The sequence below is a fragment of the Pedobacter sp. genome (assembly GCF_041662865.1).
Lineage (GTDB): Bacteria > Bacteroidota > Bacteroidia > Sphingobacteriales > Sphingobacteriaceae > Pedobacter.
This window is the reverse complement of sequence record NZ_JBAZRL010000009.1, coordinates 61,038-79,607: the sequence shown is the minus strand read 5'-3', so window position 1 is coordinate 79,607 and position 18,570 is coordinate 61,038. Positions and strand designations below refer to the sequence as shown.

The window sequence follows — 18,570 nt, the reverse complement described above, 5'->3', positions numbered from 1 at the left end:
TTTTTTACTGAAAACGGGATTGTAAAATGCTGTATCGAATTTATAATAGAGTTTATTTTCAAAATGTTTTGCCAACACGTTGGCTATTTCAGCTTTTTCTTTAAACCATCCACAAGAGCTCAAAAACAAACATGAAAGGATCAATAGGAGCGTTTTCTTCAAAGTATTATTAGTATTTAGATGATAGTTTCTTAAGGTGAATTATATTGATTACTTCAAATAAAATGCCATATTTTTTTGATTTCACATTAACAAAGTTATATTTGCATCATCTTCTGCCCAAAATTACGGAAAGAAAAGCAATATATGATCCAAGTTTTAAACCATCACGTACATTTACATCATCGCCATTGTGGCGATAGATAGATATATGTTTTGTACGCAAAACGGTTTTTAAACAGATTCAATATTCTTATTCCTAATTTTATATAAAGTGAAAACACTTAAAATCGCTATCCAAAAATCGGGTAGGTTAAACGAAAAATCAGTAGAAATTCTTAAAAATTGTGGTCTTTCTTTCGAAAACTACAAAAGTTCATTAATAGCAACCGTAGCTAATTTCCCTTTAGAAATTCTTTTTTTAAGAGATGATGATATCCCAGAATATGTTCAAGATGGTATTGCCGATTTGGGTATTGTTGGTGAAAATGTTATCATCGAAGCAGGCGCAAATGTGTCTTATTTGCAAAAGCTCGGCTTTGGAAAATGCACCTTAAAAATTGCTGTTCAAAGCACCAGTAACATCACCGAATTATCGCAACTAAATGGCAAAGCAATTGCCACTTCTTACCCAGTAATTCTTCAAAAATATCTTTCAGAAAACAACGTCGATGCACAGATTAGAAACATATCTGGTTCGGTAGAAATTGGTCCGGGTTTAGGATTGAGTGATGCGATTTTCGACATCGTTTCTACTGGCGGAACTTTGAAAAGTAACGGACTAAAACCGTTCAAAAATGTGATGGATTCTGAAGCTGTTTTGATTGCTAGCAAAGGGATGGAATTGAATCCAGAAGTACTAGAATTATTGCAGCGCATACAATCTGTACTTAGAGCAAAGGCGACAAAATATGTGGTGTTAAATGTAGCTAAAGAAAATTTACAAGCTGTGGTAGATTTATTACCAGGGGTAAAAAGTCCTACGGTAGTCCCATTATTTGAAGAAGGTTGGGTTGCCGTACATTCGGTAATTGCAGAAGAAGATTTCTGGGAAAAAATAAATGGCTTAAAATTAGCAGGCGCTCAAGGAATTGTAGTGATGCCAATCGAGAAAATTATCACCTAATTGAGCTGAAAAGTACTAAAACTAGTATAATTAATATTAACTATTAGTTAAACACAAAACATAAAGCATTGAAAATCTACAATTATAAAGATTTAACTAAACAAGTAATAGAGGAATTGTGTTCGCGTAATGCAGAAGACGATAATTTAGTCTATTCTAGGGTTCAGAGTATCATTTCTAAGGTGAAGTCTGATGGTGATTCTGCGCTCCTCTCCTACACAGCACAGTTTGACAAAGTTAAACTATCTTCTCTTTTCATTGGGAAAAAGGAGCTAATTGAGTTGGCAAAACAAATTCCAAAAGAAGTAAAAAATGCCATTGACGTTGCTTACCAAAACATCTACAAATTTCATGAGGCGCAGTTAAAAACTGAAGCAAAAATTGAAACTATGGCTGGTGTAAATTGTTGGAGAGAGACTAGGGCAATTGAAAAAGTTGGACTGTACATTCCGGGAGGAACAGCAGTTTTACCAAGCACTTTTTTGATGCTTGGCATCCCCGCTAAAATTGCAGGTTGCAAAGAAATTGTGGTATGTTCTCCTCCACAAAGTGACGGCAAAATCAATACGTATATCGCTTACGTTTCTACTCTACTGAACATCGAAAAAGTTTACTTAGTTGGTGGCGCTCAAGCTGTCGGAGCAATGGCTTTTGGAACGGAAACAATTCCGAAAGTTGACAAGATTTTTGGGCCTGGAAATCGCTATGTAACAGAGGCAAAAAAGCTGGTTCAAAACACAGTTGCAATTGACATACCAGCTGGTCCATCAGAGGTTTTAGTAATCGCTGATGAAACAGCAAATTCATCATTTGTTGCAGCCGATTTATTAGCGCAAGCAGAACACGGAACTGATAGTCAAGCGGTGTTGGTTGCCACCTCGAAAACAATTATTAATGAAGTAATTTCTCAAGTTAAAAAACAACTACTCGATTTACCGAGAAAAGATATAGCAGCAAAAGCAATTGAAAATTCTTATGCTGTTTTAGCAGAGACTTTAGAGGAAGCAATGGAGTTCAGTAATATTTATGCACCTGAGCATTTAATTCTAGCAACTGAAAATTTTGAACCACTTATTCCCTTAATTAGTAATGCGGGTTCAGTGTTTTTAGGCAATTTAACTCCTGAAAGTGCAGGAGATTACGCTTCAGGGACAAATCATACTTTACCAACAAGCGGTTTTGCAAGAGCATTTTCAGGAGTTTCAGTTGATACTTTTGTAAAGAAAATCACTTTTCAACATTTATCAGCCGAAGGCTTGCAAAATATTGGCCACACAGTTGAAGTTTTGGCAGAAGCCGAAGGATTACAAGCACATAAAAATGCGATAAGTATTAGATTAAAAAATTAAATATCACGTCTTGCTGAACTTGTTTCAGCATCTGCCAAACAGACCCTGAAATAAACTCAGGGTGACGGCAAAAATTAATAAAATGGATATTAAAGATTTACAAAGAGAAAATATAAAAACCCTTAAACCCTACTCTACAGCTAGAGATGAGTTTAAAGGGCAAGCAAGTGTCTTTTTAGATGCAAATGAAAATTGTTTTGGTTCTCCTCTCCCCTCTCCTTTAGGAGAGGGGCTGGGGGTGAGGTATAACCGCTACCCTGACCCACTGCAGTTAGATTTGAAAGATGCGATTAGCAAAATTAAAGGTGTACCAATAGAAAATACCTTTTTAGGCAACGGTAGCGATGAAGCAATCGACCTTTTATACCGAGCTTTTTGCAATCCCGGAAAGGATAATGTCATCATTCTTCCGCCTACTTATGGAATGTATGAGGTTTCAGCAAACATTAACGATGTTGAAATTAGGAAAGTAGATTTATTGCCTAACTTCCAATTGGATTTAGAGAAAATTGCAGAATCCATCGACGCAAATACAAAAATGATTTTCATTTGTTCGCCAAATAATCCTACTGGAAACTCAATTAACAGAACAGATATAGAAACTATTCTAGCTAATTTTAAGGGTTTAGTAGTAATTGATGAAGCTTATATCAATTTTGCAAAGCAGAAAACTTTTATTCAAGAATTAACTGAATATTCAAATCTTGTTATTCTTCAAACATTTTCTAAAGCTTGGGGATTAGCGGCTTTGCGTTTAGGAATGGCTTTTTCTTCTCGACCAGTGATTGACATTTTAAATAAGGTAAAACCACCATATAACATCAATCAAGCTACACAAGATCTGGCTTTGGCTGCTTTAGAAAATATCCAGCAAGTAAACGATTGGATTAAAATTACGGTTTCAGAAAGAGACAGATTGAGTAATCTACTGAATAAACTTCCAATCATTAAAAAAGTCTACCCATCTGACGCTAATTTTATATTGGCTCAAGTTGATGATGCTTTAGAGACTTACAATTTATTGGTAGATAAAGGCATAATTGTTCGCGATCGTTCAAAAGTATCGCTTTGCGAAGGTTGTTTAAGAATTACCGTTGGAACTGTTGAAGAAAATAATCAGTTAATCAACATTTTAGAGAATATATAATGAAAAAAGTATTGTTTATAGACCGTGATGGCACATTGAACATCGAGCCAGAAGATGAACAAGTAGATAGTTTTACAAAGTTAAAATTCTATCCAAAGTCATTGTATTACCTTTCTAAAATTGCAACAGAGTTGGATTTTGAATTGGTAATGGTAACCAATCAAGATGGCTTAGGAACACCTTCAAATCCTGAAGAAAACTTTTGGCCTGTTCATAATTTCATGATTGATACTTTCGCTAATGAAGGTGTGATATTTAGTGACGTTGTAATTGACAGAACTTTTGCGAAAGACAATGCTCCTACTCGTAAACCTCAAACAGGCTTATTAACCAAATATTTGGGAGAAGGTTACGATTTGAAAAACTCATTTGTAATCGGAGATAGATTGAATGATGTGATTTTAGCAAAAAACTTAGGTGCAAAAGCTATTTTCTTACGTCAAAATGATGCATTGGGAAGCGCTGAAGGAATGGCTAAAGTTGAAGAATTAACAGACGTAATAGCTTTAGAAACTCAAAAATGGGAAGATATTTATACTTTTTTAAGGGCTGGAGCTAGAAAAGTAAATCACGCTCGTAAAACAAATGAAACAGACATTACCATTGGTTTAGATTTAGACGGAACTGGCAAAGCAACCATTAAAACTGGTTTAAATTTCTTTGATCATATGTTAGACCAAATTGCCAGACACGGTAGTATGAATTTGGATGTAATTGCCAATGGCGATTTACATATTGATGAACATCATACAATAGAAGATACAGGCATTGCGTTAGGCGAAGCTTTTGCACAAGCATTGGGCAATAAATTAGGTATTGAGCGTTATGGGTTTTGTTTACCAATGGATGATTGTTTAGCACAAGTTGCCATTGATTTTGGTGGCAGAAACTGGATTGTTTGGGATGCAGAATTTAAACGTGAAAAAGTTGGTGATGTACCTACTGAGCTATTTTTTCACTTCTTTAAGTCGTTTAGTGATGCTGCAAAATGCAATTTAAATATTAAAGCAGAAGGCGAAAACGAACATCATAAAATTGAAGCTATATTTAAAGCTTTTGCAAAAGCAATTAAAATGGCAGTAAAACGTGATGCTGAAAAAATGGTTTTACCAAGTACAAAAGGGTTATTATAACTGAAAAATGATTGGAATAGTTAATTACGGAGCCGGCAATATTTTCTCTTTAACAGCAGCTTTAGAAAGGCAAAACATCATCTATGGCATGGTAAATACAGAGGCTGATTTGGATAACTACAGTCATATTATTATCCCTGGAGTTGGACATGCAGGTGCAGCAATGAAAAAGTTACAACAAACTGGTTTAGTAAGTGCCATTAAAGCGTTAAAAAAACCTGTGCTTGGTATTTGTGTTGGCATGCAGCTAATTACTCAACACTCTGAAGAAGGAGACACTAATTTATTGAATATCATTCCATTAAATACTAAACTTTTTAATAAAGATTTAGGAATTAAAATCCCCCACATGGGATGGAATACCGTAGAATTTAAAAACAATTTATTATTTAAGGATGTTCCTGTTGATACACAGTTTTACTTTGTGCATTCTTATTTTATTGAATATAACCCTATTTTTGATATTGCGGCTGTCAATTATGGAAACAAATTTTCGGCAGCCATACAAAAACATAATTTTTATGGCGTTCAGTTTCATCCAGAAAAGTCTGGTGAAGCAGGCGAGCGCTTATTGAAAAACTTCTCAAACCTAAGTTCATAAAATGTACATTATCCCTGCAATTGATATTTTAGATGGAAAAGTTGTCCGCTTACGCGAAGGCGATTATAACCAGAAAACCGAATACGATGTTTCCATTAAGGAAATGATAGAACGTTACCGTTCAAACGGTACAGATTTTATTCATATTATTGATTTGAATGGCGCCAAAGGTGATTTTAGTAATCAAAAAACATTATTTGATATCATTAAAAAAACCGACATGCGGGTTCAATACGGTGGAGGAATACGGACAATTCAACAAGTAAACAATTTATTAGATTCTGGAATTCATCGCGTTATTGTAGGTACACAAGCCATTAGTAATCCCGATTTTTTACCTGAATTGAGTGCTGCTTTTGTTAAAAAAGATGGTTACGCAAATAGAATTGTTATTGCTATTGATGTTTTAGATGAGGTGATCAAATATTCAGGTTGGATGGAAAGTTCGCCCATAAAACTAATGGATTACGTTGACAAATGTCTTGCTTTAGGTTTCTTCCGTTTTCTATGTACCGACATTAATAAAGATGGCAAATTAGAAGGTGCTGCAGTTGATTTGTACAAGAAACTACTTGATCATTCTCCTTTTATTAAATTAATCGCATCTGGGGGAGTAAGTTCTATGGATGACATAAAAGAACTTGCTCAGTATAACATTAGAAGTGTTGTTGTAGGCAAAGCGATTTACGAAAATCGGATTTCTATTGAAGAAATTAAGGAGTGGAATTTGAAAGCATTGAGCTCTATCTAGTATGCTTTCAAAAAGAATAATACCTTGCCTTGATGTAAAAGATGGCCGTACTGTAAAAGGCATCAACTTTGTTGATTTGCGTGATGCTGGTGACCCAGTTGAATTAGCAGCTCAATATGCAAAACAAGGTGCAGATGAGTTGGTATTTCTAGATATAACTGCCACTCATGAACGTCGTAAAACGATGATTGAAATGGTGAAATCTGTTGCAAGGCAATTGAACATTCCATTTACAATTGGTGGCGGAATTACTGAAATTGCTGATGCAGAAGCCCTTTTAAATGCAGGTGCAGATAAAATAAGCATCAATTCTGCGGCAGTAAAAAACCCTCAATTAATTGAAGATTTAGCTAAAACATTTGGAGTACAGTTTGTGGTTTTAGCAATTGATACCAAACATATAAACGGCAAGAACATTGTCCATTTAAACGGTGGTCGATTAATTACCGAGCTAGAAACTGAAGATTGGATTAAAAAAGCAGAAAACTTAGGCGCTGGAGAAATCTTATTAACTTCTATGGATCATGATGGGACAAAACAAGGCTTTGATTGCGATTTGCTCGGAAGAATCAATAAAACGATAAATATTCCCATCATTGCATCTGGAGGGGCAGGAAAAACTGAACATTTTACAGAAGTTTTCCAAAAAGCTGGAGTTGATGCTGCATTAGCTGCTTCGGTATTTCATTATGGAGAAATATTAATTCCAGATTTAAAACAAGAGTTAAAAAGAAATAACATCCCAGTAAGGATATGAAAATAGAATTTGATAAAGGAGACGGTTTGGTTCCTGTTGTAATACAAGATGACCAAACTTTAGAGGTTTTGATGTTAGGTTACATGAATGCCGAAGCGTTTGAAAAAACACAAAAAGAGGGCAAAGTAACTTTCTATTCTCGTTCTAAAAATCGCTTGTGGACTAAAGGCGAAGAAAGTGGAAATTTTCTTTTTGTGAAATCTATTCATATCGATTGTGATAACGATACTGTATTAATTAAAGCAAATCCTATTGGACCAACTTGCCATACTGGAAACAGAAGTTGTTTTAAAACTGACTACAATCAGAATTTTATTTTCGAGTTAGAGAGCATTATTAATGATCGATATGAAAATCCTGTTGAAGGTTCGTACATTAATAAAATGCGCAAAAAAGGTTTAAACAAAATTGCACAAAAAGTTGGAGAAGAAGGAGTTGAAACTGTTATTGCAGCGCTTGCAGAAACTAAAGAAGATTTAATCGGGGAAGCATCGGATCTTGTTTTTCATTTGTTATTTTTACTGAAAGAAAAAGGATTGACTATTCAAGATATTGCTAAAAATTTAGAGGAAAGACACAAATAGCCCTTAGTGAATTTCTTTCTTAAGAATTGAAAAATGCTAAAGTACATTTCATTCATTACTATTTTTATTGGGATTTGTTTTTTTGCTCTTTTAAAAAACGAGAAGAATTATTTAGATATGATTCTTATTTCATTTCCTACACTCTTTAGTTATATCTCGGTTAACTATTTAGTAAAAAATAAATTTAATCTTAAAAAATGGCATATCGCTGTTGGCATTATTGGAATGTTATATAGTATTTTATCAATTTATACATCTATTATTATTATTTGGAAAATTAATTACAGAAATGAACTTGTATTTGTTTCCTTTATTAATAATTTTCATCTCATATTTAGCTTGTTCATAATTTTTCAATTTATTTTTGCGATTAAAAAAAATCGTTCACTTAAAAAGCAGCAACTGTTATTCATTTCTAATGCTTAAACACTTACAAACCTTTTCTGGCCATCAAAACCCTGTGTATGCTTTGGCATTTTCAGATAAAGCAGGTATATTTTTTAGTGCCGGAAACGATAAAGGGGTTGTAGAATGGTCGCTTAAAAAGATGGCTTTTGTAATGGTCAAAGTACCCGTTCAGAGCTCTGTTTATGCATTACATAATAATAATAATCAATTATTTATTGGTGAAAGAAGCGGTGCGTTTAGTGTGTATGATTTTATTAAACAGAAAGTTATAGCTCGTATAAATGCACATGCAAAACCTATTTTTGATATAAAAACTATCAAAAGTAAAAATGAATTATTAACTACTGGCGAAGATGGTACTGTTGCAGTTTGGTCGTTAAAAGATTTTTCAGAGATTTATCGTTTTCAAGTAGCGTACGATACCGTTAGATGTATTGCTATTTCTCCCGACGAAACTGAAATCGCCTTTGGCTGCAAAGATCATTTAATCCGTATTTACAACTTGGCAGATTATAGTTTAAAACAAATTTTAGAAGGCCACAAACTCGCTGTAACTTCTTTGGTTTATCATCCCACTGGGAAATTTCTAATTTCAGGAAGCAGAGATGCGCAATTAAATATATGGAATTTACCAGGTTATGAATTAGCGCAAACTATTCCAGCACATTTATTTACCATTTACAACATTGTTTTCCACCCAACACTACCCTATTTTGCAACCAGTAGTCAAGATAAAAGTATTAAACTTTGGGGTGCTGAAAATTTTAAACTCTATAAAATTTTAAGTTTGGAAAAAACTGGAGTTGGACATAGTCATTCTATCAATAAAATTAGCTGGAGTAACGATGGAAAATATTTGATTTCTACAGGCGACGATAGGAAAATAATGGTTTGGGAAATGGAAGATTAGTTGAGTGAAAAATTTGCCAATCATTTTAAATTTTGGCGAATTACTATATCTTTAGCCTCATGGAAACGAAAAATTTACCTGTTTTAGACGCTGCTCAAGTAAGAGTTTTAGGCTCTCTGATGGAAAAATGCAAAACTACGCCAGATTATTATCCAATGACATTGAACGGTTTGGCTGCTGCTTGCAATCAAAAAACATCGCGTAAACCTGTTGTTCAATATGATGATTCCACTATAACTACTGCGCTCAATTCTCTAAAAATTGCTGGATTAATTTCTACTGCAACTGGTGGTTCGATTAGAAACATTAAATACAAACATAATTTCGCAATCGTATTCCCCCTTTTACCTTCAGAAGTTGCAGTTATGTGTTTGTTATTTTTACGCGGACCTCAAACTCCTGGAGAAATCAATACCAATTCTGGCAGATTATATGAGTTTGAAACTTTAGAAGAAGTTCAACAAGTTTTAGAAAAACTAGCCAACGAAGAACCAGCTTATATTAAACAATTACCTCGTAAGCCAGGACAAAAAGAGCAACGTTACATGCATTTGTTTGCTGGTAATATAGAAACTTTCGAAGAAGAGTATATTGCAGATGAAAGCCCAAAATCCAATAATGATTTAGAAGAACGTTTAGCAAAAGTTGAAGAAGAACTTGTAGAACTCAAAACTAACTTCGATAAATTGATGAAGGAATTGATGGGATAAAAGTTCTAGCTTTTAAGTGATAAGTAGGTTTAAAATTTAAACAAACCTTTTTATAATTCTCAATTTGTGAGTGTATTTACCTAGCTCCGCATTATAAATTCCTTGATCATCAATTGGATCTATTCTCACTTTACCTGCTGCATGAATAATTTTATCATTGCTCAACATTAAACCTACGTGAGTAATTTTTCCATCCTCATTATCAAAAAAAGCTAAATCGCCTAATTGAGATGAAGCCAGAAAATCAACTAATTCACCCTGTTCTGCCTGTTGAGAAGCATCTCTTTTAAGTTGTAGTCCATTTAATTTATACACAGCTTGTACAAAGCCAGAGCAATCTATACCAAACAAAGTTCTACCACCCCATAAATAAGGTGAATTCTCAAAAAACTTTGCTGTTTTTTCAACTTTTGTTTTAAAATTTATCTTATCAGGAAGAAGTGGTGTAAATTTCACCTCAAATTTTTCATCTTCTAAATAACAAAAACCATCTTCGTAAAAAGGCAAAGTACTACCTGGACTTAAGTAATAAGACGTTCCGTTAGCAGCAATTAAAGTATTATTGAGCTGAACTGGAGTAACATAAACATGATCATTATCTGCAGCAAACTGCACATCAGAAATCTTTTTTAGTTGTTTATAATCCATCCAACCTTCATAATTATCATGATAAGTTTTAATCAAACACCATTTTTCAGTTTTCTCTAAAACCTTAACCCTATCTCCAAACAATAATTGAGACACAATTTCACTTCTATCAGATGGTTCTTTTCTTAATGGCGCAACGGCAACTCGGCAAACGTGGTAGTTATCCATATATAAAATGTATATTCAAAAATAGTGATTAACATCACAACATAAACATTTACATCTTTTATTTGTTATTTTTATGCACTTAAACGCTTTAGCCATGAACTTTAAAAAAATATTAATTGCTGTAGATAACAGTACATGTTCTGAAAAAGCAGCACAAACTGGCTACGAAATGGCAACAAAATTTGGTGCAGAGGTAGCGCTATTAAATATCATCGAACCTGCTCCAGCAACTGTAAATCCAGATTTCACATTAGCTCCTGTTTTTATGGAAATGTACGATAATAGTGAGGAAAACAGTCACACGTTGCTTAAGGAAATATCATATAAACATGGAAATGGAGTTCCAACTACTTACTTAACAAGCTTAGATACAGCAACCCACGGCATTATTCAACAAGCTGAAGAATGGGGAGCTGAGTTAATTGTAATTGGTACACACGGCCGAACTGGATTATATCATTTTTTAATGGGAAGCGTAGCAGAACATGTAGCAAGAAAATCTGCTTGTCCTGTTTTAATTGTACCTAATAAGGATTAAAATTCATTATTCACAAAAAAGGCGCCTAATTAAGGCGCCTTATATATTCTAATAACCTACAAGTGTAGATTGTTTATCCTTCTTGATGTAACCAAGCTTTTTTAGCTAATAATTCTTCTTCTGTTTCACGAACATCTTCATCATCAATACAGCAATCTACTGGGCAAACTGCAGCACATTGAGGTTCATCATGAAAACCCTTACATTCTGTACATTTGTCAGAAACTATATAATAAACCTCATCAGAAACAGCTTCTTGCGAAGCGCCAGCATCTATTTGTTGTCCACCAAAATCAATGATACCATCTAAATTAGTACCATCAGAAAATCTCCAGGCTGCGCCTGCGTCGTATATTGCATTATTTGGGCATTCTGGCTCACATGCTCCACAATTAATACATTCGTCTGTTATTTTAATCGCCATGTCTTCGTATAAATCTATTGCTAAGTTTAACTTTGCACTGCAAATATAACACATATTCATTTATAATAGTTCTAAATATGTCATCACTTACCAAAGGAAAATTAATTATTGCATTAAAAAAGCTAAGCGAATTTATGGCTAACCCTAGTCCAGAATTCAATGCAATAGTACAATCTGCTAGTTATAGCAATGCTTGGTTTACTTCAGAGGAAGTAGGAAAAGCGCTTATATCCTTAAGTAATATGCTAAATAACGATGATTTAGAACTATGGTTTGAACATGTTCATATTAGCGAACAGCCTAAAAAAGTCGGGCTAATTTTAGCAGGCAACATTCCTTTAGTTGGTTTCCACGATGTTCTTTGTGTGCTAGCGACTGGCAATATTGCACTAATTAAAATGTCGTCATCTGACGATAAACTATTACCTGCATTGCTAAAACAATTAATTTCTTTTGAACCAGAACTCGCAAATCACATAGAATATACAGAGCGATTAAAAGATTTTGATGCAATTATCGCCACTGGGAGCAATAACACTTCTCGTTATTTCGATTATTATTTTGGTAAAGTGCCTAACATCATTCGTAAAAATAGAAATAGCGTTGCTGTTTTAAATGGAAAAGAAAGCACTGCCGAATTAGAAAGCTTAGGTCATGATATTTTTGATTATTTTGGTTTAGGATGTAGAAATGTATCTAAAATTTATGTTCCAGAAAATTACGATTTAAAGAATTTCTTCGAACCGATTGAAAAATACCAGCCAATTATTAATCATTTCAAATACAATAACAATTACGATTATAATAAATCAATTTACCTCGTAAATGGCGTAAAACATTTTGATAATGGTTTTATTTTAATGAAAGAGGATGAAACTTTTGTATCGCCTTTGGCTGTTTTATTTTATGAAGAATATAATTCTGTTGAGGATATTGAAGTGAAATTAAATGCTCAAGATGAACAAATTCAATGTGTAGTTTCTAATATCCCACTGGAAATTAACAAAGAAAAAATTGGATTTGGACAAAGTCAAAATCCTAAACTTTGGGACTATGCCGATACTATAAATACGATTGATTTTTTGAATAAGTTATAGCAAGGATGCCACAACATTAACACAACAAAGTTGATCCATATCTTAATAGACTATAAAAAATTGCTACTTTGTTTAAAATTTACCAATTAGCAATTGACACAAACATTTCGCAAGTATTTTATTGGGCTTATTTTACTTTTTTCCATTTCAGAAATCAAGGCCCAAGTATGTAATGGCACATTGGGAGATCCTGTAATTAATATTGATTTTGGAAGGGGTGCTAGTGCGTTTGGTTCTGCATTACCATCGGGAACAAACAATTATAACTTTGTGACTGGTACACCAAACGATGGAGATTATACCATCTCACAAAACACCTTCGGAATGCATAGTAGTGGAAATGGTTGGTTTCAGATCAATAATCATACTGCAAATGATGCAAATGGATATATGATGGTAGTAAATGCATCAAACAACCCAGGTATTTTTTACCAAACCACTATTACAGGTTTATGCCCTGGCACAACCTACGAGTTTTCCGCATGGATCATTAATATTTTAAATTATTCTGGCATTAAACCGAATGTTACTTTTCAAATAGAAACCACAAGTGGAACAGTTTTAAAACGCTATGATACAGGTGATATTTTAGAAAGTACAACCGCTACATGGAAACAATATGCAACCATATTTACTACTTCTAGCAATGCTGATATTGTTTTAAAAATGATTAATAATGGCCCTGGTGGTAATGGAAATGACCTTGCACTTGATGATATTACGTTTAGAGCTTGTGGCCCAACAATTACACCTTCAATTAATAATGTTGTTGGTGTTAATGCAGATTTATGTGTTGGTCAAAGCAAAACCTACAATTTATCTGCACAAGTTTCTGCAGGATACACAGACCCAGTACTTCAATGGCAATCATTTAATGGGTCAACTTGGATAGATATTCCTGGAGAAAACGGAACCCAAACTACTGTAAGCTTTACAGATGCTGTTGTGGGAATATATAAATATCGTTTATCAGCAGCAGAGCGACCAAATATCAATTCGGTAAATTGTAGGACTTCTTCGGCTATTTTAACCATCAATGTAAATGATAAACCCAACCCTATTGCTAGTAATAGTGGTGCGGCTTGTGTAGGCTCAGATATTCAATTAAATGTAAATCAGGGAGTTTCATTTAGCTGGACTGGGCCAAATGGATATACTTCTACAGCTCAAAATCCAATTATACCAAATGTAAGCACAAACTCAAGTGGTACATATTCAGTTACTGTTTTTAATGCTTCAGGTTGCTCAAATACGAGTCAAACACAAGTGCAAGTTTTACCGCAAGTTGTTGCGAATACAAATATTACAGCAGCTACAATTTGCGAGAACGAAAGCATTGAATTAGAAGCTAGTGGTGGCTCTAGCTACACTTGGCTCCCTATTGATGGCTTATCAAACCCTACTAGTGCAACCACCATAGCAACCCCAAAACAAACCACAACATACACTGTAAAAGTTTCAAATGGCACTTGCTCAACAACTAAAGAAATACTAATTACTGTTTTAAAAAATGCATCAGCTAATGCTGGAGAAGATAAAAAAGTATTTCTTGGTCAATCCGTTACATTAAAAGGTACTGCTACAGGCGATAATATTACCTATTCATGGTCGCCTATTGATTATTTGGATGACCCAACTAACCTTAATCCAATTGCAACCCCTCCAAATGATATCACCTATACACTAACCGTAAGCTCTAATTGCAATGTGAGTACAGATGATGTGTTTGTAAAAGTTTATCCAAAAATAGAAATACCGAATACGTTTACACCCAATGGAGATGGAATCAATGACACTTGGAATATTCCAGCGATAGCTGCATTTACTAATCCGAAATTAAAAGTAGTGAACAGAAATGGGCAGTTAGTTTTTGAAAGTATAAATACACAACCGTGGGATGGAAAATCTCATGGCAAAAACTTACCCACTGGTGTTTATTATTACACACTTTATTTGAATGAAGATTTTAAAATATATTCTGGTTGGGTTTTATTAACCAGATAAAATCGTTTATTTTCAATTCAATTATCAGCTAGAAATGTTATTTTTGGGCAAATGTATATCATAAAAGTAAAAGGCATCGCCAAAATACCCGATTACGTACAGCTAAGAGATGAGAAGTTTACATTATTAGCTTATTTTAGAGTAGATCGCCCTGACAAATCGTTAGAGAAGTTAGGCTTTGGAGATAAACTAACTTACATTATGAACATTATTAATGATTTACCTTTTGGACAGGTTACCAAATTAGATATTTAAACATGGCAGAAAACATAGTTATCAACTTACAAAATGTAGATGTTTTTCAACAAAAACACTTGGTTTTATCAAACGTAAATTTAGACATAGCCAAAGGCGAATTTGTTTTTTTAATTGGTCAAACAGGTTCTGGAAAAAGTAGTTTACTGAAAATAATTTACGGCGATTTACACATTGGCAATGGTACTGGAGCTGTTGCAGGTTTCAATTTAAAAAATCTAGCCGATAAAGATGTTCCATACTTACGCAGAAAACTGGGAATTGTGTTTCAAGATTTTCAGTTATTAAGTGATAGAACGATTGAACAAAATTTAGAGTTTGTTTTAAAAGCAACAGGCTGGAATGATAAAAATCTAATTAACGAACGCATTAAAGATGTATTAGAGAAAGTTGGATTACGTTCTAAAATTAAAAAAATGCCTCACGAAATTTCTGGTGGTGAACAACAACGCGTTGTTATTGCTAGAGCATTGTTAAATAATCCTGAAATTATTTTGGCCGATGAGCCAACAGGAAACTTAGACCCAGATACATCTGAAGAAATTGTATTGCTATTAAAGCAAATTAGCCAAAGTGGAACTGCTGTTTTAATGGCTACTCACGATTATCATATCATTCGCACTTTCCCTTCACGTATTATTAAATGTGAAGGTGGTGTTGTGCATGAAGATGCACAAATTGCTTAGTACAATTCTGACAAAAAATTAAATTTCAGCCATTCTGTTCAGTAATACCTAATTAAAACTGACAGCATGGCTGATTTTCGTTATTGGCAAAACTTTTGAGTTTGAACACAAAAAACACGAGTATACAACATGTTTAATAAGAAGAAAAAGGAAGAAGAACCGGTTATTAAAAATAACGAGGTAGAGCAAGAAATAGAAAACGCACAAAGCGAAGAAACTCAAAGTACAGAAAATGCACCTGCAGAACCTGTAGTAGAACTTTCTGTTGAGGAAAAATTACAGCAAGAAAATTCAGCTTTAAACGACAAATATTTACGTTTATTTGCAGAATTTGATAATTATAAACGTCGTACACAAAAAGAACGTGTGGAGTTATTGCAAACAGCCGGAAAAGATGTAGTGGTTTCTTTATTGCCTGTTTTAGATGATTTTGAACGTGCGCTTAAAGCGACTGAAAACGCTACAGAAGTGAGTGCCATTCGTGATGGTATCATGTTAGTGCAAACTAAACTTAAAAGCATTTTAAGTCAAAAAGGATTAAAAGAAATGGAAAGCATGCATACTGCTTTTGATACTGATATGCACGAAGCAATTACTAAAATACCTGCTCCATCTGATGATTTAAAAGGTAAAGTAGTTGATGAATTAGAAAAAGGTTATACGCTAAATGACAAAGTTATTCGCTTTGCAAAAGTGGTAGTAGGTAGTTAACAATGAGCAAAAGAGATTTTTACGACATACTTGGCGTAGCCAAAAACGCATCAGCGGAGGAAATTAAGAAAGCATACCGCAAATTGGCTATTAAATACCACCCTGATAAAAACCCTGATGACAAAGTTGCTGAAGATAAATTTAAAGAAGCAGCAGAAGCGTACGAGATTTTAAGTAGTCCAGAGAAAAAACAACGTTATGATCAATATGGTCATGCGGGTGTTGGTGGCGCAGGTGGCGGTGGCGGCTATGGTGGTGGTGGCATGAACATGGAAGATATCTTTAGTCAGTTTGGCGACATTTTCGGTGGCGGTGGCGGCAGTCCGTTTGATAGCTTCTTTGGCGGTGGCCAACAATCTCGTGGTGGCGGTCGTAGAGTAGCTAAAGGCAGTAATTTACGTATTAAGGTTAAATTAACGCTTGAGGAAATTGCTCATGGTGCTGAGAAAAAGATAAAAGTTAATAAACAAATCACTTGTAAAACCTGCGATGGTAGTGGCGCTAAAGATAAATCTTCTGTAAGTACGTGTAAAACTTGCGGTGGTAGCGGTGCAGTTCGTAGAGTAACCAATACTATTTTAGGACAGATGCAAACTACTGCAACCTGCCCTACTTGTCATGGTAGTGGACAACAAATTACTGCTAAATGTAATGTTTGTCATGGTGAAGGAACTACTCGTGGTGAAGAAACAATTACAATAAATATTCCTGCTGGTGTAAGCGAGGGCATGCAATTAAGCATGGCTGGGAAAGGTAATGCAGCTCCACATGGTGGTGTTCCTGGTGATTTAATCATTTTGATTGAAGAGTTACCTCATGATACTTTGAAACGTGAAGGCAATAATATTGTGTACGATTTACATGTGAGTATTGTTGATGCTGCTTTGGGTTATAGTGCTGAAGTTCCTACTATTGATGGAAAGGCAAAAATTAAAATTGAGCCTGGTACACAAAGTGGAAAGTTATTGCGCTTAAAAGGAAAAGGTATTCCTGAAATAAATTCTTACCATCGTGGTGATGAAATTATTCATGTAAATATTTGGACTCCTAAAGCGTTAAGCAGTGAAGAAAGGGCCATTTTAGAGAGTTTAAGAGAATCTCCAAACTTTAAGCCGCAACCTGGTAAAAACGATAAGAGTTTCTTTGATAAAATGAAAGAATATTTTGAATAAGAGAAAATCCCGACCAAATGGTTGGGATTTTTTTTGCATTTAACCTTATCTCTCTCATCTACACTTTCATCCTGAGCTGTCAAAGGATTTTTTTTACTCGCCCGGCTAAGGCTCTTACAGCTGGAGTTATAGTTTGGTACTTGAAGGTCGTAGTTTAAAACTTGCAGGTCGTAGTTTGATAGTAGCTGGTGCTAGGTTTAATGTGGTGTTGAGTTAAACTAAACATTTAAAAACCAATTTTGTTAAGTTAACATGAATTGGCGTATTGGTTGTTCTGGGTTTTATTATAGAGAATGGAAAGAGGTTTTCTATCCAAAGGGATTGGAACAAAAAGATTGGTTTAAATTCTATTGTCAACATTTTAATACAATAGAGATTAATTCTACTTTTTATAAAATGCCAACTCAAAAATCTTTTGAGAAATGGTATACTGAAAGTCCAGCTGATTTTGTGTTTACTATTAAGGCGCCAAGATTAATTACGCATTACAAACAACTAAAAGAATGTACAGCATTGCTGGCTGATTTTTATTTGGCGGTTGTTAATGGTTTAACCGATAAATTGGCTTGTGTATTATTTCAGTTTCCCCCTAAGTTTGATTACACTGCCGAGCGTTTACAGTTGTTAATTGATTTGTTAGACCCAACATTAAAGAATGTTGTAGAGTTTAGACACACCTCTTGGTGGGATGAAGAAATTTATTCGAAACTTGCTGAGCATAACATCATTTTCTGCGGACAGAGTTATCCTTCTGCGCTATCGGATAAGGTGGTGAAAAATAATGCTAGGGTGTATTATCGCTTTCATGGTAAGCCAGTTTTATATAAGTCTGCATATGCTGAAGAAGTGATGAAAGATTTAGTTGCACAAGTTCCAAGGGGGACTGAAGAAGCCTTTATTTACTTTAACAATACTTGGGGAACTGGTGCATTGACCAATGCACGGCAATTACAAGAGTTAACGAAAGAGTAGTACGTTTTGCAACGGTTCAAACGGACTTCTTTCTTTCAACATTAAACCCGATTGCAGTGAAAATACTTTTTGTGCTGCATTATCCTGTGTTAGAATGCACAGCCTAAGATTTCTCCACTATGGTAGAAATGACGGTAAACGTTAACACAAAAAGATTGCAACGAAAAGCGGGGCTGAAAATCAGATGAAATGCTGACTCGTTTTTCTAAGAGTTTATTGACTGTAATAGAAACATGGGGCGCTTAAAAAATATAAACTAG

Annotated in this window: 20 protein-coding genes; 18 read left to right on the top strand and 2 right to left on the bottom strand. The window is 34.4% G+C overall.

Going from position 1 to position 18,570, the window contains the following annotated elements; translation table 11 throughout:
* Positions 1-433: 433 nt before the first annotated feature.
* The 10 genes from hisG (at position 434) to WC622_RS05275 (ending at position 9,635) form a co-directional block, all read left to right on the top strand.
* Positions 434-1,285 carry an ATP phosphoribosyltransferase gene (gene hisG, locus WC622_RS05320; protein ID WP_372818007.1) on the top strand — a complete coding sequence of 284 codons (852 nt, stop codon included), beginning with the start codon at positions 434-436 and terminating at the stop codon, positions 1,283-1,285.
* A gap of 68 nt (positions 1,286-1,353) precedes the next feature.
* Complete coding sequence (gene hisD, locus WC622_RS05315) at positions 1,354-2,634, top strand: histidinol dehydrogenase (RefSeq protein WP_372818005.1); 1,281 nt, start codon at positions 1,354-1,356, stop codon at positions 2,632-2,634.
* A gap of 82 nt (positions 2,635-2,716) precedes the next feature.
* Positions 2,717-3,781: a histidinol-phosphate transaminase gene (gene hisC / locus WC622_RS05310; RefSeq protein ID WP_372818003.1), complete on the top strand. Its 1,065-nt coding sequence runs from the start codon at positions 2,717-2,719 to the stop codon at positions 3,779-3,781.
* A complete protein-coding gene (gene hisB, locus WC622_RS05305; protein ID WP_372818001.1) occupies positions 3,781-4,914 on the top strand; it encodes a bifunctional histidinol-phosphatase/imidazoleglycerol-phosphate dehydratase HisB in 1,134 nt (377 codons plus the stop codon). Before hisC ends, hisB begins: the two co-directional genes overlap by 1 nt.
* 7 nt (positions 4,915-4,921) lie before the next feature.
* Entirely contained in the window at positions 4,922-5,515 is a 594-nt protein-coding gene (hisH, locus tag WC622_RS05300) for an imidazole glycerol phosphate synthase subunit HisH (RefSeq protein ID WP_372817999.1), read from the top strand.
* A gap of 1 nt (position 5,516) precedes the next feature.
* Positions 5,517-6,266: a 1-(5-phosphoribosyl)-5-[(5-phosphoribosylamino)methylideneamino]imidazole-4-carboxamide isomerase gene (gene hisA, locus WC622_RS05295; protein WP_372817997.1), complete on the top strand. Its 750-nt coding sequence runs from the start codon at positions 5,517-5,519 to the stop codon at positions 6,264-6,266.
* A gap of 1 nt (position 6,267) precedes the next feature.
* A complete protein-coding gene (hisF, locus tag WC622_RS05290; protein WP_372817995.1) occupies positions 6,268-7,023 on the top strand; it encodes an imidazole glycerol phosphate synthase subunit HisF in 756 nt (251 codons plus the stop codon).
* Positions 7,020-7,607, top strand: coding sequence for a bifunctional phosphoribosyl-AMP cyclohydrolase/phosphoribosyl-ATP diphosphatase HisIE (gene hisIE, locus WC622_RS05285; protein WP_372817993.1), 588 nt, complete (start codon positions 7,020-7,022; stop codon positions 7,605-7,607). Before hisF ends, hisIE begins: the two co-directional genes overlap by 4 nt.
* A gap of 418 nt (positions 7,608-8,025) precedes the next feature.
* Positions 8,026-8,925 (top strand): WD40 repeat domain-containing protein, encoded by a 900-nt coding sequence (locus WC622_RS05280; RefSeq protein WP_372817991.1) that lies wholly within the window; start codon positions 8,026-8,028, stop codon positions 8,923-8,925.
* A 59-nt stretch (positions 8,926-8,984) separates the two neighbouring features.
* Complete coding sequence (locus tag WC622_RS05275; RefSeq protein ID WP_372817989.1) at positions 8,985-9,635, top strand: YceH family protein; 651 nt, start codon at positions 8,985-8,987, stop codon at positions 9,633-9,635.
* Between the two features lie 36 nt (positions 9,636-9,671).
* Here the strand turns inward: WC622_RS05275 and WC622_RS05270 are convergent, their stop codons facing one another.
* A complete protein-coding gene (locus WC622_RS05270; RefSeq protein ID WP_372817987.1) occupies positions 9,672-10,451 on the bottom strand; it encodes an NlpC/P60 family protein in 780 nt (259 codons plus the stop codon).
* Between the two features lie 94 nt (positions 10,452-10,545).
* Between WC622_RS05270 and WC622_RS05265 the strand changes: the two genes are divergently transcribed.
* Complete coding sequence (locus WC622_RS05265) at positions 10,546-10,989, top strand: universal stress protein (protein WP_372817985.1); 444 nt, start codon at positions 10,546-10,548, stop codon at positions 10,987-10,989.
* Positions 10,990-11,062: 73 nt separating this feature from the next.
* On the opposite strand, the gene WC622_RS05260 is transcribed toward WC622_RS05265, so the two are convergent.
* The gene (locus WC622_RS05260; RefSeq protein WP_372818035.1) at positions 11,063-11,413 is read right to left on the bottom strand and encodes a 4Fe-4S dicluster domain-containing protein; all 351 of its coding nucleotides are present in this window, start codon (positions 11,411-11,413) and stop codon (positions 11,063-11,065) included.
* 77 nt (positions 11,414-11,490) lie between these two features.
* Here WC622_RS05260 and WC622_RS05255 point away from each other — a divergent pair, with 77 nt between their 5' ends.
* The 7 genes from WC622_RS05255 to WC622_RS05225 all read left to right on the top strand — a co-directional run bounded on the left by WC622_RS05255 (position 11,491) and on the right by WC622_RS05225 (position 18,310).
* Complete coding sequence (locus tag WC622_RS05255) at positions 11,491-12,510, top strand: acyl-CoA reductase (protein ID WP_372817983.1); 1,020 nt, start codon at positions 11,491-11,493, stop codon at positions 12,508-12,510.
* 93 nt (positions 12,511-12,603) lie between these two features.
* Complete coding sequence (locus WC622_RS05250; protein WP_372817981.1) at positions 12,604-14,514, top strand: gliding motility-associated C-terminal domain-containing protein; 1,911 nt, start codon at positions 12,604-12,606, stop codon at positions 14,512-14,514.
* A gap of 51 nt (positions 14,515-14,565) precedes the next feature.
* Positions 14,566-14,769 (top strand): fructose-6-phosphate aldolase, encoded by a 204-nt coding sequence (locus WC622_RS05245; RefSeq protein ID WP_372817979.1) that lies wholly within the window; start codon positions 14,566-14,568, stop codon positions 14,767-14,769.
* Between the two features lie 2 nt (positions 14,770-14,771).
* Entirely contained in the window at positions 14,772-15,455 is a 684-nt protein-coding gene (locus WC622_RS05240; protein ID WP_372817977.1) for a cell division ATP-binding protein FtsE, read from the top strand.
* Positions 15,456-15,584: 129 nt separating this feature from the next.
* Complete coding sequence (locus WC622_RS05235; protein WP_372817975.1) at positions 15,585-16,166, top strand: nucleotide exchange factor GrpE; 582 nt, start codon at positions 15,585-15,587, stop codon at positions 16,164-16,166.
* A gap of 2 nt (positions 16,167-16,168) precedes the next feature.
* Entirely contained in the window at positions 16,169-17,338 is a 1,170-nt protein-coding gene (dnaJ, locus tag WC622_RS05230; protein ID WP_372817974.1) for a molecular chaperone DnaJ, read from the top strand.
* Positions 17,339-17,590: 252 nt separating this feature from the next.
* On the top strand, positions 17,591-18,310 hold the full coding sequence (locus WC622_RS05225) for a DUF72 domain-containing protein (protein ID WP_372817972.1): 720 nt from the start codon (positions 17,591-17,593) through the stop codon (positions 18,308-18,310).
* Positions 18,311-18,570: the final 260 nt, after the last annotated feature.

Bases quoted from the DNA above. Each gene is read 5' to 3' on its own strand.
- hisC (WP_372818003.1), top strand. From the start codon at position 2,717: ATGGATATTAAAGATTTACAAAGAGAAAATATAAAAACCCTTAAACCC.
- WC622_RS05275 (WP_372817989.1), top strand. From the start codon at position 8,985: ATGGAAACGAAAAATTTACCTGTTTTAGACGCTGCTCAAGTAAGAGTT.
- WC622_RS05225 (WP_372817972.1), top strand. From the start codon at position 17,591: ATGAATTGGCGTATTGGTTGTTCTGGGTTTTATTATAGAGAATGGAAA.
- hisIE (WP_372817993.1), top strand. From the start codon at position 7,020: ATGAAAATAGAATTTGATAAAGGAGACGGTTTGGTTCCTGTTGTAATA.
- hisB (WP_372818001.1), top strand. From the start codon at position 3,781: ATGAAAAAAGTATTGTTTATAGACCGTGATGGCACATTGAACATCGAG.
- WC622_RS05265 (WP_372817985.1), top strand. From the start codon at position 10,546: ATGAACTTTAAAAAAATATTAATTGCTGTAGATAACAGTACATGTTCT.
- hisF (WP_372817995.1), top strand. From the start codon at position 6,268: ATGCTTTCAAAAAGAATAATACCTTGCCTTGATGTAAAAGATGGCCGT.
- WC622_RS05235 (WP_372817975.1), top strand. From the start codon at position 15,585: ATGTTTAATAAGAAGAAAAAGGAAGAAGAACCGGTTATTAAAAATAAC.
- hisA (WP_372817997.1), top strand. From the start codon at position 5,517: ATGTACATTATCCCTGCAATTGATATTTTAGATGGAAAAGTTGTCCGC.
- WC622_RS05270 (WP_372817987.1), bottom strand. From the start codon at position 10,451: ATGGATAACTACCACGTTTGCCGAGTTGCCGTTGCGCCATTAAGAAAA.
- WC622_RS05260 (WP_372818035.1), bottom strand. From the start codon at position 11,413: ATGGCGATTAAAATAACAGACGAATGTATTAATTGTGGAGCATGTGAG.
- WC622_RS05240 (WP_372817977.1), top strand. From the start codon at position 14,772: ATGGCAGAAAACATAGTTATCAACTTACAAAATGTAGATGTTTTTCAA.
- WC622_RS05280 (WP_372817991.1), top strand. From the start codon at position 8,026: ATGCTTAAACACTTACAAACCTTTTCTGGCCATCAAAACCCTGTGTAT.
- WC622_RS05245 (WP_372817979.1), top strand. From the start codon at position 14,566: ATGTATATCATAAAAGTAAAAGGCATCGCCAAAATACCCGATTACGTA.
- hisH (WP_372817999.1), top strand. From the start codon at position 4,922: ATGATTGGAATAGTTAATTACGGAGCCGGCAATATTTTCTCTTTAACA.
- dnaJ (WP_372817974.1), top strand. From the start codon at position 16,169: ATGAGCAAAAGAGATTTTTACGACATACTTGGCGTAGCCAAAAACGCA.
- WC622_RS05255 (WP_372817983.1), top strand. From the start codon at position 11,491: ATGTCATCACTTACCAAAGGAAAATTAATTATTGCATTAAAAAAGCTA.